Source organism: Rickettsia endosymbiont of Orchestes rusci (assembly GCF_964030945.1).
GTDB lineage: Bacteria > Pseudomonadota > Alphaproteobacteria > Rickettsiales > Rickettsiaceae > Rickettsia.
This window is the reverse complement of record NZ_CAXIQG010000004.1, coordinates 261,380-274,551: the sequence shown is the minus strand read 5'-3', so window position 1 is coordinate 274,551 and position 13,172 is coordinate 261,380. Positions and strand designations below refer to the sequence as shown.

Here is a 13,172-nt window from a genome sequence, read left to right as displayed (position 1 = left end):
TTTATGAAAATTACCGCCAAAATTGCTGCCTTAAAAGAAAGAGCCGAGAATGAAACGCGTACCGCTATTACCCCTGAAGTAGCAGGGCTTTTGGTTAAAAAAGGCTTTTTGGTTGTAGTGGAAAAGGAAATCGGCTTGCTTGCCGGTTTTTTAGATAAAGACTATAGCGATGTCGGAGCAAAAATTTCGGCAGTTCCTCTTGAGATTATTTCAGATGCCGACATTATATTAAAAGTACAGCCATCGCCTTTAACTGATAAATATAGTGAACTAGTATTTGCCAAACCAAACGCAATTATTATCGGACTATTATCTCCTTATTTAAATCATGATTATCTTGCGCAATTAGCCAAAAAAAATCTGATCGGTATTGCTATGGAGTTAGTACCGCGGATTACTAAAGCACAAAATATGGATGCTTTATCATCTCAAAGTAATTTAGCCGGTTACAGAGCCGTAATTGAAGCAAGTTATCATTTCACTAGGGGCTTCCCGATGATGATGACGGCAGCCGGCACAATCACACCGTGTAAAACGCTGGTGCTTGGCATCGGCGTTGCAGGATTGCAAGCTATTGCCACCGCTAAAAGGCTTGGTAGCGCCGTTGCCGGCTATGATGTACGAATAGCAACAAAAGAGCAGGTAGAAAGTTTGGGAGCAAAATTTGTCTCGCCGGAACTAAGTAATGATTTGCAAGATAAATCCGGTTATGCTTCGGAAGTGTCAAGTGATGACAAAGTTAAACAGGAAGAATTCTTAGCAAAAATAATTAAAAATTACGATATAGTTATTACTACGGCACAGATTCCGGGGAAAAAAGCACCTATATTAGTCACGGAGCAAATGGTTGCTTCCATGAAATACGGCACGGTAATTGTTGATATTGCAACTTCTACCGGCGGCAATGTTGAAGGTTCAAAATTCGACCAAATTATTGTTAAAAACGGCGTTACGATAATAGGATTGTCAAATTTAGCCGGCAAGATCGCGACTGACGCTTCTAAATTATATTCTAAAAATTTATATAATTTATTAATTTATGCATTTCAGAACGGTAAATTTAATATCGACGATGAATTAGTGCAACAAATGCTACTTACTAACGGCGGTCAAATCGTTCATGAAAAATTCCGTATATAAATTAACCACAACTATGGATAAGAATTATCCATAGTTCGCGTTAATTTAGTATATACTGCTTGCATTTATTCTAATTTTTGTAATTTTTCTTGTAAGGAATTTTGTTGCAATCGATTTTTTAGGCTTGGAAAATCAATTATCTCAGCATTTTGATCTTGGCAGCTACATACAAAAATATAACTTTTATCGCCTTTAACTTTTTGCACGCATTGCCCGCAAACTCCTTTCATCATACATTGCATTGAAGCATTAACGCTAACGATCAATTCGGCACTTTTACCGAATACTTCATCCTTTATATTACTTACCGCTTCCATCATCTCGGCAGAACCGATAGCTATTATCCTATCTATTTGAGGAAATTCCGCTTTTTGATTTTGCACATATTTAATGCCGTCTATCACGGTGCCTTTGATGCATAGATTCCCGCCTGCGCGGGAATGACATTTTTGTTCCTCCTCATAACACCAAATTACTCTGTCCGCTATTTCTTCAATTTTTTCTGCATAAAATCTATCGGCTAATTTCTTATAACCGGCAAAATAGGTAATTCGGCAATTATTTTTCTTCAAAGCTTGACCGATACTTAACAATACTGCATTACCAAGCCCGCCGCCGACTAGCACTATATTACTATCTTTTAATATTTCGGTCGGCGCGCCGGTCGGTCCCATCAAAGCAATAGATTCACCTATGGAAAGATGCCTACATAAATTACTAGACTGCCCACTTTCGAGAATTATTAAATGAATTAAATTTTTCTCCAAATCAACATACGCACCGGTAAGAGCTAACGGCTCCATTAATTTGGTTACGTCATCCGAATAATTTTGTAGGCGGAAAAATTGCCCCGGCTTAAAATTTTGTGCAGCTAGCGGCGAGTGGATTACTAACTCGACTATTTTATCCGATAAAATATTTATTTTTTCAATTTTACTATTTAATAAATAATCAAGCTTTCCAAAAAACTCCTTATAATCCCCTGTATACTCGGCTAACCTGAAAAGTTTGTCATTCCGTGACCCCGCCACGGCATCCAGTCTCTTATTTATATTTTCATATCCTTCTTTACTACTAGCAAGTGCCTTAACTACACTGCCGGCATATTTTCGATCACAATCACCAAAGTAACTATATCTTTCTTCTTGCGGTTCTATTTCTGCATTTTCAGTGCCGACTGCCATAATCACGGTTCTGGCTTGTACTTGTACAGCGTCATCTCGATCGCTTGATACAAGCGAATTTTTCTGGATTCGCCTGTGCTCACGTATTATTATACGCTGCGCAGGCTCACCTTTAAATTCACATTGTCTAAATCTTTCTGAATTTAGCTGTATAATGTCATTCCGGCAACGGCGGGAATCCATATACATTTTTTCCGGATTCCCGCCTTCGTGGGAATGACATTGAGGGCGGGTATGACATCGATATTCCACAGATTCAACATAATCATATTTATCAACGTTAATAGCGCGCAGCTGCATATTTTCGACAAAATTTATGCCTACCGCCATAGCATGCAGTAATTCCTCATGATTTAATTTATAAGCAGGAGAATTTTTTAACTCTCCGCGATAATAAATAGTAATTCCTCCGAGCTTAGTAAAAATTTCTCTTATCGCTTGGCGGCTATTTGCTTCTTTAAATAATTTTGCATGGCTAATAAATTCCTCGGCTATTTCTTTGTCCTCTAATGTCCAATCTTTTTCGACATAAGCTTTGCCGTGTTTTTTAACCGCTAACTCATAATTAGCAAAAAACTTTACTACTTGCATTTTATAGTAATAAAAACTTTCCGTTGCCGCATCGAGAGAAGTAAGCCCGCCGCCAATTATCACTATCGGCATCCTAATTACCATATTAGTAATAGATTTCTCTAAAAATGCTCCGCTACTTTGCAGCGTCATAAGAAAATCGGAAGCCGTTTTAACTCCCTTGGGCATAAAATTTGCGGTAAAATTATCCGTTTCCGGAATTTTAGGCTGTCCTGCTCCGCTGCAAAAAGCTATATGATCAAAACCGAGCTCAAACGCTTGGGAGGTAGTTATATTACTGCCAAGGCGCACCGCACCGTAATATTTAAAATTATTATTTCGTTCTAATATTAACCGTAATATATCCAAATTATTTTTATCCCACCGGCTAGTAATTCCGTATTCTGCTACTCCGCCGAAACCTTTCGGGATTCTTTCTGATAATCGCTGTTTATATTCAGCCCAATATTTTACAGGTTCATTAACATCAAAAGGCAGGGGGCTAATTTTTAAGCCGTCTATCGCGACCACATTATGACCGGAGCGTAATAAATAATAACTAAGGCTAAAGCCCGCCGGACCCAGCCCCGTGACTAAAACATTATAGCCGGTTGATTCTTGCGGCAAAGGAACAATAATATTCAGAGGATTCCAACGGGTAAGGAGTAAATATATCTCAAGCCCATAAGGTAAATTAAGCGTTTCTTCTAAAATATTTGACTCAATTAACGGAATATTTACCGGTTCTTGTTTTTGATAAATACAAGATTTTGCACAATCATTACAAATTTTATGACCCGTAGCTGCCACCATCGGGTTATCGATAACAATAATCGCCAGAGCCGCTAAATTAAAGCCTTGCGCTTTAACGTAATTCATCTCGGAAATTTTTTGTTTTAACGGGCAGCCTTGTTTTTGGATGTCATTCCTATCCCTTTTTATGCCATCCCCGCCTTCTCTTATGTCATTCCCGCGCAGGCGGGAATCCATCTCGTCATGCTGAAATCGTTTCAGCATCTCTTTATTAGCTCCTGAAACAAGTTCAGTATGACTATAATTTTCCTGAATTACCGCGTCGGCACTTTGTGCCTCCTCGCAATGACGATTGCGGACAAAACCTTTAGAACAGGAGTCTTTTTCTTGTTTATGGCAATAAATGCAATAATGAGCATGATTTAAAGCTGCATTTAAATTAATAGAAGGATCGAAATAATCAAAACCCTCTCTGACGTTTGTTTGATATTTCGCTATTTTTTTAGGGTCGATTAGGTTATCTTTATCGAGTTTTTGGGGGATGGTGAATAATACACTCTCGTCATTGCGAGGAGGTACGTAAGTACCGACGCGGCAATCTAAAGAGGACTTAACATTCCAAGTGGTGAAATTATTATTTTTCTGGATTGCCACGTCGATGCTATCGCATCTCCTCGCAATGACGGAGAATGATGAACCACTCTCCGATTCCTCACCATAAACCCTACACACCGCATACTGAGCTGCTACATCTAATTCTTTTGAAAACTTCTCTTCCTCTAATTGCCATTTAATTACTTGCTTGGCAAATTCTTTGGAAGTAAAATTTTCTCCTAAAAGCTTAGTTAATGCCGTAAAAATATTCTCAAAATTAATTTCTTTTATTTTTTCGATAGGATATTTCTTTAATGCATAACGTTGAATGAATTTCCTCTTACATTCATAAATTACGTCAAATTCTTTATGCTGCTGTCTTAATTCACTAACCGCTTTAGAAATATTAAATAATTCAGCTAAAAAATCGTCTAAAAAAGGTGCAATTTTTAATAAAAAATCTGAATAATGCTTTGTAGCTATACAATGAGAATTAGATCGCAAAAATAAAATATCGTTATATAGAGACTTATCACCTTCAAGAAGAAAACTTAAAAATATCTGATCTAATTTTTTAAGACCTTCTAAATCTAAATTGTTAAAATCTAGATTAAAACTGAGCTTCATAAGTAATAAATAACTTTTTTAGAAAAGCGTTTATAGATAAGATAGCTTATACAAACGGTAATAAATGCCACTATAATAGATTTAATAACTAGTATTAAATCCGGTAATCTTCCTTCACTTACTAAAGACTGCGCCGGTCTAATAACCAAAAAGAACGGATTAAGCTCAAAGAATATCTTTTTAGATTCCGGTATCATAGAATACGGATAGATGATCGGAATAGTCCAGTAAACTACACTTAAAATAACGTTTAATATCTGTGGAATATCTCGGATATAGGGAGTTAAAAACGCCACCGCAATAGAACCGCTAACTACGCAGACTATTAACGGTAATATAAGGATCGGCATAAAAATTATTTGCCAACTAAATTTTTCCGGAAATAATAAAATAAACGCAAAATACATCGCCGAGAATGAACAAATTAAATTGTAAACTTGCGCTAAACTATCAGCTACCGGAAAGAAAGTTTTTGAAATTCCGACCTTTTTAACTATTTGATCACGCGTTACTAGTGAATTTGATGAGATAGTTAGGCTACTTACTATAAAAGTCCATAAAGGGATACCTCCTACTAAATTCATTATCATGAATTCCCTTGGCTGTTTTAATAGAAAAGCAAAAAAGTAAGAAATTACCATTATATGGACAAAAGGCTGTATCAAACTCCATAAAGAACCCAAAAAAGAATCTTTATTTTGGCGGCTTATAGAAGTTTTAACTAATAATATTACTGATCGCCAGTATTTTTTGGAAAAAAAATACTTTATCATGTATGAGTTTCTCTATTAAAAATTTTAAATATTTCAGTCGGATCACCGTCACCGACAATACTACCCTCTTGTAATAAAATACATCTATTACAATTATCCTTAATAATATCTTCTTGATGACTGACGATTATTGAAATAGGCGTATTCTTAAATTTATTTTTCATCAAACTAAGTGACTTCTCTATAAAATAATTATCACCTGCCGCAAAAATTTCGTCAAGTAAAAGAATCTGAGGATTTTGAAATATTGATACCGAAAAAGCAAGGCGTGATAGCATTCCGGAACTATAATTTTTTATCGGTAAATCAATTTTACTACCAAGCTCGGAAAATTCTATAATTTCTTGCTCAACCTTTTTGCTATATTTATCTAACATGTTACTATATAGCATCAGCATTTTAATATTTTCGCGACCCGTTTGTTCAGGTTCAAAACCGACTCCCATATCAATAATTGCCGCAATATTTCCGTGAACTTTTATTTTACCGGATTTTAACGGGTAAATTCCCGCTATTACCTTTAGAAGAGAGCTTTTACCGGAACCGTTACTACCGATAAAAGCTATTTTTTCTCCTTGATAACAAGAAAAATTAATATCATGTAATATAGGAATATTTAAAGAAAATAATTCTCCTTTGCCTAAAAAAAAATGTTTTAACCCTTGTGCTCGTTTTCTGGTGTCAATCCCTTCAACGCAACCATCCGTTATTTCTATAAATACATTTGAATGTTTAGGTAACATAATAACGCTAATTAGTATTAAATAGATTTATTAATCCATTCTAAAATAGATTTTTTTTCTGACGCGCCTATTTTAATATCGGCTTGTTTACCTTCTTTAAACAGGATCAGCGTCGGGATACTACGTATTCCGTATTTTGAAGGTGTTTCCGGATTCTCTTCAATATCCATTTTTAGAATTTTTACCTTCCCCTGCAATTCTTGGCTTAATTGTTCTATTATCGGTGTTAGCATCTTACATGGACCGCACCATTCTGCCCAAAAATCAACCAATACCGGTAGATCGGATTTTAATACTTCTTCTTCAAAAGACTTGTCCGTTACGTTATTTGCCATAATTACCTTGATTTTTAAATTTTCGATATCGTTCTCGCACGTCCTTGTTGCATGGTTACCGGAATCGTCATGGCGAGCGACCGGAGGCTTTGTTGCCTGGCTCAAATTTTTGATGTCATTCCCGCGAAAGCGGGAATCCAGTCCTTGTCATGCTGAACTTGTTTCAGCATCTTTTTTTAGTATATCCTGAAATAAATTCAGGATGACAGAAAAGTGTTTTTTCTAGATTCCCGCCTGCGCGGGAATGACATCTTTACCTAAACTCAAATTATAAGGCACCCTTTCATAGTTGTAAATAATGAAAATTTTTTATTTTGCATAGATAGTTTTTTTTTGATTATAATATATCTTCATTATCAAGGCCGCTGTTTCTTCTATTGATTTTGTCGATACGTCTATTACAGGCCAATTTTTCTGCTGACAAATTCTTTTAACTTCTAAACATTCTTCTTGAACTATTTTAAAATCCGTATAGTTAGTATTTTCATTAATTTGTAATAGATTCATTCGTGCCTCACGTATTTGAATAAGTCTATTAGGATTAATAACAAGTCCTACTACTAATTGCTCGGTAACTTTTTCCAAAAAATCAGGAAAAGGGCAGTTATAAACATAAGGGATATTTGCCGTTTTTAAGCCGTTATAAGCTAAATATACGGAAGTAGGGGTTTTTGAAGTTCTCGAAGGTCCTATTAAAATAACATCGGCCTCTGCTAGTTCGCTAAGCATTTGCCCGTCGTCATGCCTAATAGCGTAATCAATAGCATTAACCGTATCAAAATAGGTCTTATCGAATTTATATCTATAACTTTGTTCTTTTTCTATTTCTATTCCTGAAAATGCCGACACTTCTTTAATAATTTTACCTATTATCGAAATACACGGAATTTTTAGCTCATAACAAAATTTCATTAATGTTTTACGTAATTCTTGATCTGCAATAGTGTACAAAACCATACCGTGCTTGGAGTCAATTTTATTTAATACCTCTTTCAATAATTCTAGATTTCTAATCATCGGCCAATGATATAATTTTGGTCTAATAGTAGCAAATTGAGCAAGAGCAGAATTTGCTGCATATTTAGCAGTTTGTACGGAAGAGTCTGAAACAAGGTGAATAATCAGCTTTGTCATGGGTTACATATGTTATTGTGGATAATTTTCTTAATAACTTCTTATTATTGTATTAATTTCCATCAAAATAAGCTCTAAACCCTTATTGGATAAAGCTTTTCAGTGCTAATTTTTCTTTAGTGGTTAATTTGTGGATAAAATTGTGAATAAATACCCAAATGCTTTGTAAAATACAGTTCTCAAGAGGTATAAACAAATCTTACACTTAGTTATCCACTATATAGAAGCTACTGTAAATTTATGTGAATAATTGTTATAATCACTAAATAACTTAAGGTAATTTGAAAAAGAATTTTGTTGATAACTATGTTGAAAAGAATTAATCTACATAATATCGTTCCCATATACAACTATAAAGAATATATTTAATATAGTTATTTAGTAGTAACATGAATCAAATTTTTGAGCTTCTGAAGAACAACAATACTAATACTCCTATTTGGCTCATGCGGCAGGCAGGTAGATACTTACCGGAATACATGAAAATCAGGAAAACGGTAGATAGTTTTCTTGAGTTATGCTACGATGTTAATAAAGCAACTGAGATAACCCTGCAGCCGATAAGACGTTACAATTTTGATGCGGCAATAATTTTTTCCGATATTTTAGTATTACCGCATGCACTTGGTTGGGATATAAGGTTTGAAGAAAATATAGGTCCTATATTACGCCGATTCAAATCGCACGATGATTTTAGATATTTAGAAAATGATCATAATAAAAAACTTTTTCCTATCTATGAGATAATCAGAAAAGTAAAAGCTGAGTTACCGAAACATACTTCTTTAATCGGTTTTACAGGTAGCCCGTGGACAGTGATGAGCTATATGTTAGAGGGAAAAGGCAAACAGGATTTTAAAATAAGCAAAAAATTTATTTACGAAAATAAACAATTAGCCAAAGAGCTTTTAGGTTTTATTACCGAAAAAACTGCTTATCACCTCATAAATCAAGCAAAAGCCGGAGCAGATATATTAAAGCTTTTTGATTCGTGGGCAGGAGTTTTGAGCAGCGAAGAATACGTAGATTTTGTATTACAACCTACAAAAAAAATAATAACGGAAATACGAAAATATTTTCCTAATATTCCGATTATCGGTTTTCCGAAAAACTCCGGGTGGCTATATGAAAAATACATAGCGGAAACAGCTATAGATATTATAGCTTGTGATCAGTATGTACCGCTTGAGATAATGAAATCGTGGAGCAATAAAATAATAGTACAAGGCAATTTAGACCCGATAGTGCTACTTACCGACAAGGATATAATTAAAGAAAAAGTGAATAAGATTTTATCGAATTTTAACGGTAAGAAGTTTATTTTTAATCTCGGACACGGTATTATGCCGGAAACCCCTCCTGAAAATGTTGAATTTTTAGTGAATTATGTTAGAGATTTTAAAGTAACATAGCGCCAACTATGGATAATTCTTATCTATAGTTCGGTTTAAAATATTATAGTCTAAAAGGTCTTGTTGTATGGCTCGAATTTTTGCAAAGCATTCGGTGTCATGCCGTGGCTTGACTGGCCTTGTTGCATGGCTCGAAAAGTAATAAAAATCCGTCATGGCGAAGCCACGAAGTGGCTGTGGCCATCCAGACTATCCCGAATTACATTCGGGATTTAATTAGAATACTAAACAAGTTTAGTATAAAAATATATTTATACTTAGATGGCCACGGCGCCAAGAGGCGCCTCGCCATGACGATTTGGGTATCCACACAACAATGCTGATCAAGCCACGGCATACACCATACTTATAATAACCATAATACGGTAAATTATGAGCCATGCAACAAAGCTTCATCAACTATGTATAGCAAAAAAATAAAATAAAATTCGTTTACTTTGACCTCTTATTTGTTATATCATATTTTAGACCTACAATTAACTATCTTTAAGGGAATTTAAAGTTAGGTAAAAATATGAATCAATTACCGATAATAGCAAGACAAGCTGCAGAAATAGCCGAGAAGACACAAAATTTATCGGATAAATTAAAAGATTTAGTAATAGACGGTAGTTGGCAGGCAAGCAGCGGAGGTATTGATCCGTTAGTTTTTGCTATAACAATTTTTGTATTAGCTTCTTTTGTGGGATATTATGTAGTTTGGAAAGTAACGCCGGCCTTACATACGCCCCTGATGTCAATTACTAATGCTATTTCAGGTATTATAGTTATTAGTTCGATGATCGCGGCAAGTAGTGCCGCTTTTAGCTTCTCTAGTTTACTTGGATATTTTGCAACTTTTCTTGCATCTATAAATATTTTCGGCGGTTTCATAGTTACAGAAAGAATGCTTGAGATGTTTAAGAAAAAATGAAATTGTTTATTTATTGGATCGAGCAACAGCGCCGTCTGCTTCACTCACCTATCATTTCCACAGATTCATTATTATCACTGAATTTATTTCAGGATATATTAAAAAAGATGCGCAAAACTTGTTCAGCATGACAAAGATTAGATTGCCGCGTCGGCATAAATGCCTCCTTGCAATGACGATTCTGGGGTTACTTAAAGACGTTGCAAGCTAAAATTTATGATAAAGTTTTTAAAAGCTTTATCATAAACCGGTTAAATAAAATAATAAAAAATTAGCTATTAATTTTGTGATAATAAAACTTTATTTCATTATTTTTAAATACATCCTTTTTATTTTTAAAGCCCTTCTTTAATGAACCGCAGGAAAAATTATTTATACCGGCTTGCGCAGTATCAGGTCCTTCTTGTTTAATTTTTTCCACATCTTTATTACTCGGTATAACTATAGAAGTATGACCGGGTCTTTTAGGATTGATATTTTTATATATTGCGACAACTAAATATCCTTGGTTAGCTAATTTTTGTGCTTGGATAAAATTATTGTCCTTATCTTTATTTTTAATATAATTCCATCCTTGTTTACTTCCTTCTCTCTCATACCAATCGGCTTGTTTATTTGCAAGGAACGGAATAAAATCCGTATCGGTCTTAGGGTGAGGAGGTAAAGAATCTTTTGCTATATTAAGAGAAGATGCTACAGCATAAACAAAACAACTATCATGTGTAATACGACTACCGGTTTTTTTATGCTCACCGGTATATCCTTCTATAATTTCACCGGTTTTGCAATTAATAGTTTCCCCTTTTTGCCATTTTTCTTCAACTTTTAAGGAATTAACTATTTCTAAAATTTTTTTAGCCGGCTCTGCTATAGTTTCAGCTTGAGCTAAGCTACTAATAAAAAATAAGCAAGTTATTATAAATTTAAAAAGTTTAGTCATTATCTCTCTCATATTAATTTTATGCACACTATATATATTTTATTTATTTAAAATATTCAACTATTAATTGTATATATTTGTAATAATTTTAGTGATTTCTTTAAAAAGCATGTTTCCTTGACAAGTGCCGAGCTTTTAGATATGCTGCAAAGCGATAATAGTGTATATTATTAAGTAAATTATACTATTAATCCGCTCTTAAATATTAAATTGTTATTTTCATTTACCCGTGGTTTTTGGGCTTTGCTCATTACACATTTCACTTGAAAATACATTTGCACCCGTAGCTCAATTGGATAGAGTATATGACTACGGATCATAAGGTTAGGGGTTCGACTCCTCTCGGGTGCGCCCCATTACTATCAGGTTTTCAGGGCTTTTCTAAATTTTCTAAAAACTCCGTATGTTCCTTTTATTCGCCTTTTGACTTAATTTTCGAGCGGTGTAATAGCTCGCCAAGCCTCTTCTTAACTGGGTTTCAGAGGGAGGGCGTATGCAAAAAATAGTTACACCTTTTCCTACTTCCACAACTGTAAATGATACTATTTTTTATAATTTAGTCGGTAATTTCATCCCTCCTGAGTGGCGTAATTTGACCTCTAGCGACGGTAAAGTTTTAAGTAAAACCGCACGGCAAGTTTTATCATTGATAGTTTCACGATTACAAAATGATAAGATTCTAGAGGGGGCAAATGATGAATTAAATGAATTGCAGGAAAGTTATTATTATTTTGAGCAACTACTCGGAGTTTGTCAGCGTCGTATTAGGCAGTGCTTGCTTGAATTGTGTGACGGCGGTTTTATTCAGCTTACTTTAAATACGGTGATAAAAAATTACGTAAAATGCCGTAACGTGCCGTGTATAAAACTTGTAAAAAAATTTGAGCCTTACCGGCAAAATTTTTCAGCTGAACCTGAAAAAAATTGCAGCTGTGCTTGTAAAAATTTTCACCTAGACAATATAATAGATAATAGTATATCTATAAATAAATCTAGATATCTCGACGAATCTAATTTTATAAATAAAAATTTAGAAATAAATAATAAAAATGACCTTGCCGAGAACCTGCGGTTAATCCTCATTCAGCCGATTCGGCTGTTTCCTCTAATCCCATTTCTACGCTTATCGATAAGGCAAAACAATGGTGCGGCGGTAAGAAATTATCCGAATTCCATCCGTTAACTGAGGAAGACGGCATTTGGCTAAGAAATAAATCAGGACGTGAGTTTAACCTGCGATATATCAATAATCTACTGATGAGACTAGCCGAAAAACTCCCCGATAATCGATTTTACGGCAAAAAGGCGGTATTAAACTATATGGCTATGGCATTGCTGTATGAAAAGCGTACGGTAGAAGTTGCCAATAACGAAAGCTTTAATTTTGGGCTTGAAGCTGCCGTTAAGAATAGGGAAGAATATTTAAAGAAAAAAGAATATAGCCAAGAGACAACACCGCAAGCACAATTAGAGCGAAAGATAGCGGCAGTTTTTGAACCGGATATCGCTGAGCCTTTATTACGCTCTTGTGAGTTTTCTAAAATTGCCTCGGAGGCTTATCAACTAAAATTAACAAAAAATATTACTTTGTCCGATTATGTTAAAACTCGATTGCTTCAAGAAATACAAGCGGTGTATGGGCAGGAAATACAGCGTTTGGAAATCTTACCTTTTACCGGCAATGCGCCTAAACAAACAGCAAAAACGCTTAGCAACGGCTATATCGGGCTTGCGGGGTTAAATCCTAATTCGATATGGTATAAAGTAAGGCAATATTTGATAGCACATTACGGCGAGGCTGTGGATAAATCTTGGTTTAGTAGATTAGAAGCGGTTGAAGAAAATAACGATTCAAAACAAATAAAACTTAAACCGGAAACACCTTTTATCGGTAGCTGGATTACAGGCAACTACGCCCAAGCACTAAGGGCGGCTTGCGAAAGTTATAATTTTACTTTTGAATTGGTAAGGGCTTAAGAATAATTTAAAAGATACGCTAAAAACTTAACGTATCACCTAAAAATATTTTTAAGCAAAGAGCCTTTAATTTTTTA

General features: G+C 34.8%; 14 protein-coding genes and 1 tRNA gene. 8 read left to right on the top strand and 7 right to left on the bottom strand.

The window, feature by feature from the left end:
• Positions 1–3: 3 nt before the first annotated feature.
• The gene (locus tag AAHM91_RS04885; protein ID WP_342270074.1) at positions 4–1,140 is read left to right on the top strand and encodes an NAD(P) transhydrogenase subunit alpha; all 1,137 of its coding nucleotides are present in this window, start codon (positions 4–6) and stop codon (positions 1,138–1,140) included.
• 65 nt (positions 1,141–1,205) lie between these two features.
• Here AAHM91_RS04885 and AAHM91_RS04880 read toward each other — a convergent pair whose 3' ends face one another.
• From AAHM91_RS04880 to AAHM91_RS04860, 5 genes are all read right to left on the bottom strand, one after another.
• Entirely contained in the window at positions 1,206–4,868 is a 3,663-nt protein-coding gene (locus AAHM91_RS04880; protein ID WP_342270073.1) for a palindromic element RPE3 domain-containing protein, read from the bottom strand.
• Positions 4,865–5,641 carry an ABC transporter permease gene (locus AAHM91_RS04875; protein WP_253308283.1) on the bottom strand — a complete coding sequence of 259 codons (777 nt, stop codon included), beginning with the start codon at positions 5,639–5,641 and terminating at the stop codon, positions 4,865–4,867. Before AAHM91_RS04875 ends, AAHM91_RS04880 begins: the two co-directional genes overlap by 4 nt.
• Positions 5,638–6,384 carry an ABC transporter ATP-binding protein gene (locus AAHM91_RS04870; protein ID WP_253308282.1) on the bottom strand — a complete coding sequence of 249 codons (747 nt, stop codon included), beginning with the start codon at positions 6,382–6,384 and terminating at the stop codon, positions 5,638–5,640. The genes AAHM91_RS04875 and AAHM91_RS04870 overlap by 4 nt, the downstream gene beginning before the upstream one ends.
• A 17-nt stretch (positions 6,385–6,401) precedes the next feature.
• Positions 6,402–6,719, bottom strand: a complete 318-nt coding sequence (gene trxA, locus AAHM91_RS04865; protein ID WP_253310091.1) for a thioredoxin — start codon at positions 6,717–6,719, stop codon at positions 6,402–6,404.
• Positions 6,720–7,028: 309 nt separating this feature from the next.
• Positions 7,029–7,853, bottom strand: a complete 825-nt coding sequence (locus AAHM91_RS04860) for a pyruvate, water dikinase regulatory protein (RefSeq protein WP_341793395.1) — start codon at positions 7,851–7,853, stop codon at positions 7,029–7,031.
• A gap of 389 nt (positions 7,854–8,242) precedes the next feature.
• On the opposite strand from AAHM91_RS04860, the gene hemE reads away from it, so the two are divergent.
• Positions 8,243–9,265, top strand: a complete 1,023-nt coding sequence (gene hemE, locus AAHM91_RS04855; RefSeq protein WP_342270072.1) for a uroporphyrinogen decarboxylase — start codon at positions 8,243–8,245, stop codon at positions 9,263–9,265.
• Positions 9,266–9,271: 6 nt separating this feature from the next.
• Here the strand turns inward: hemE and AAHM91_RS04850 are convergent, their stop codons facing one another.
• Positions 9,272–9,421: a hypothetical protein gene (locus AAHM91_RS04850; protein WP_342270071.1), complete on the bottom strand. Its 150-nt coding sequence runs from the start codon at positions 9,419–9,421 to the stop codon at positions 9,272–9,274.
• Between AAHM91_RS04850 and AAHM91_RS04845 the strand changes: the two genes are divergently transcribed.
• From AAHM91_RS04845 to AAHM91_RS04835, 3 genes are all read left to right on the top strand, one after another.
• A complete protein-coding gene (locus tag AAHM91_RS04845; RefSeq protein ID WP_342270070.1) occupies positions 9,388–9,588 on the top strand; it encodes a hypothetical protein in 201 nt (66 codons plus the stop codon). The genes AAHM91_RS04850 and AAHM91_RS04845 overlap by 34 nt on opposite strands.
• Positions 9,589–9,779: 191 nt before the next feature.
• On the top strand, positions 9,780–10,178 hold the full coding sequence (locus AAHM91_RS04840) for an NAD(P) transhydrogenase subunit alpha part 2 (protein WP_253308278.1): 399 nt from the start codon (positions 9,780–9,782) through the stop codon (positions 10,176–10,178).
• 13 nt (positions 10,179–10,191) lie between these two features.
• Entirely contained in the window at positions 10,192–10,389 is a 198-nt protein-coding gene (locus AAHM91_RS04835) for a hypothetical protein (RefSeq protein ID WP_342270069.1), read from the top strand.
• A 60-nt stretch (positions 10,390–10,449) separates the two neighbouring features.
• Here AAHM91_RS04835 and AAHM91_RS04830 read toward each other — a convergent pair whose 3' ends face one another.
• Entirely contained in the window at positions 10,450–11,118 is a 669-nt protein-coding gene (locus AAHM91_RS04830) for a hypothetical protein (protein WP_342270068.1), read from the bottom strand.
• A 277-nt stretch (positions 11,119–11,395) separates the two neighbouring features.
• Between AAHM91_RS04830 and AAHM91_RS04825 the strand changes: the two genes are divergently transcribed.
• The 3 genes from AAHM91_RS04825 to AAHM91_RS04815 all read left to right on the top strand — a co-directional run bounded on the left by AAHM91_RS04825 (position 11,396) and on the right by AAHM91_RS04815 (position 13,095).
• A tRNA-Arg gene (locus tag AAHM91_RS04825) sits at positions 11,396–11,469 on the top strand.
• A 142-nt stretch (positions 11,470–11,611) separates the two neighbouring features.
• Positions 11,612–12,301 (top strand): hypothetical protein, encoded by a 690-nt coding sequence (locus tag AAHM91_RS04820; protein WP_342270067.1) that lies wholly within the window; start codon positions 11,612–11,614, stop codon positions 12,299–12,301.
• A 74-nt stretch (positions 12,302–12,375) separates the two neighbouring features.
• Positions 12,376–13,095, top strand: coding sequence for a DnaA N-terminal domain-containing protein (locus tag AAHM91_RS04815; RefSeq protein WP_342270066.1), 720 nt, complete (start codon positions 12,376–12,378; stop codon positions 13,093–13,095).
• Positions 13,096–13,172: the final 77 nt, after the last annotated feature.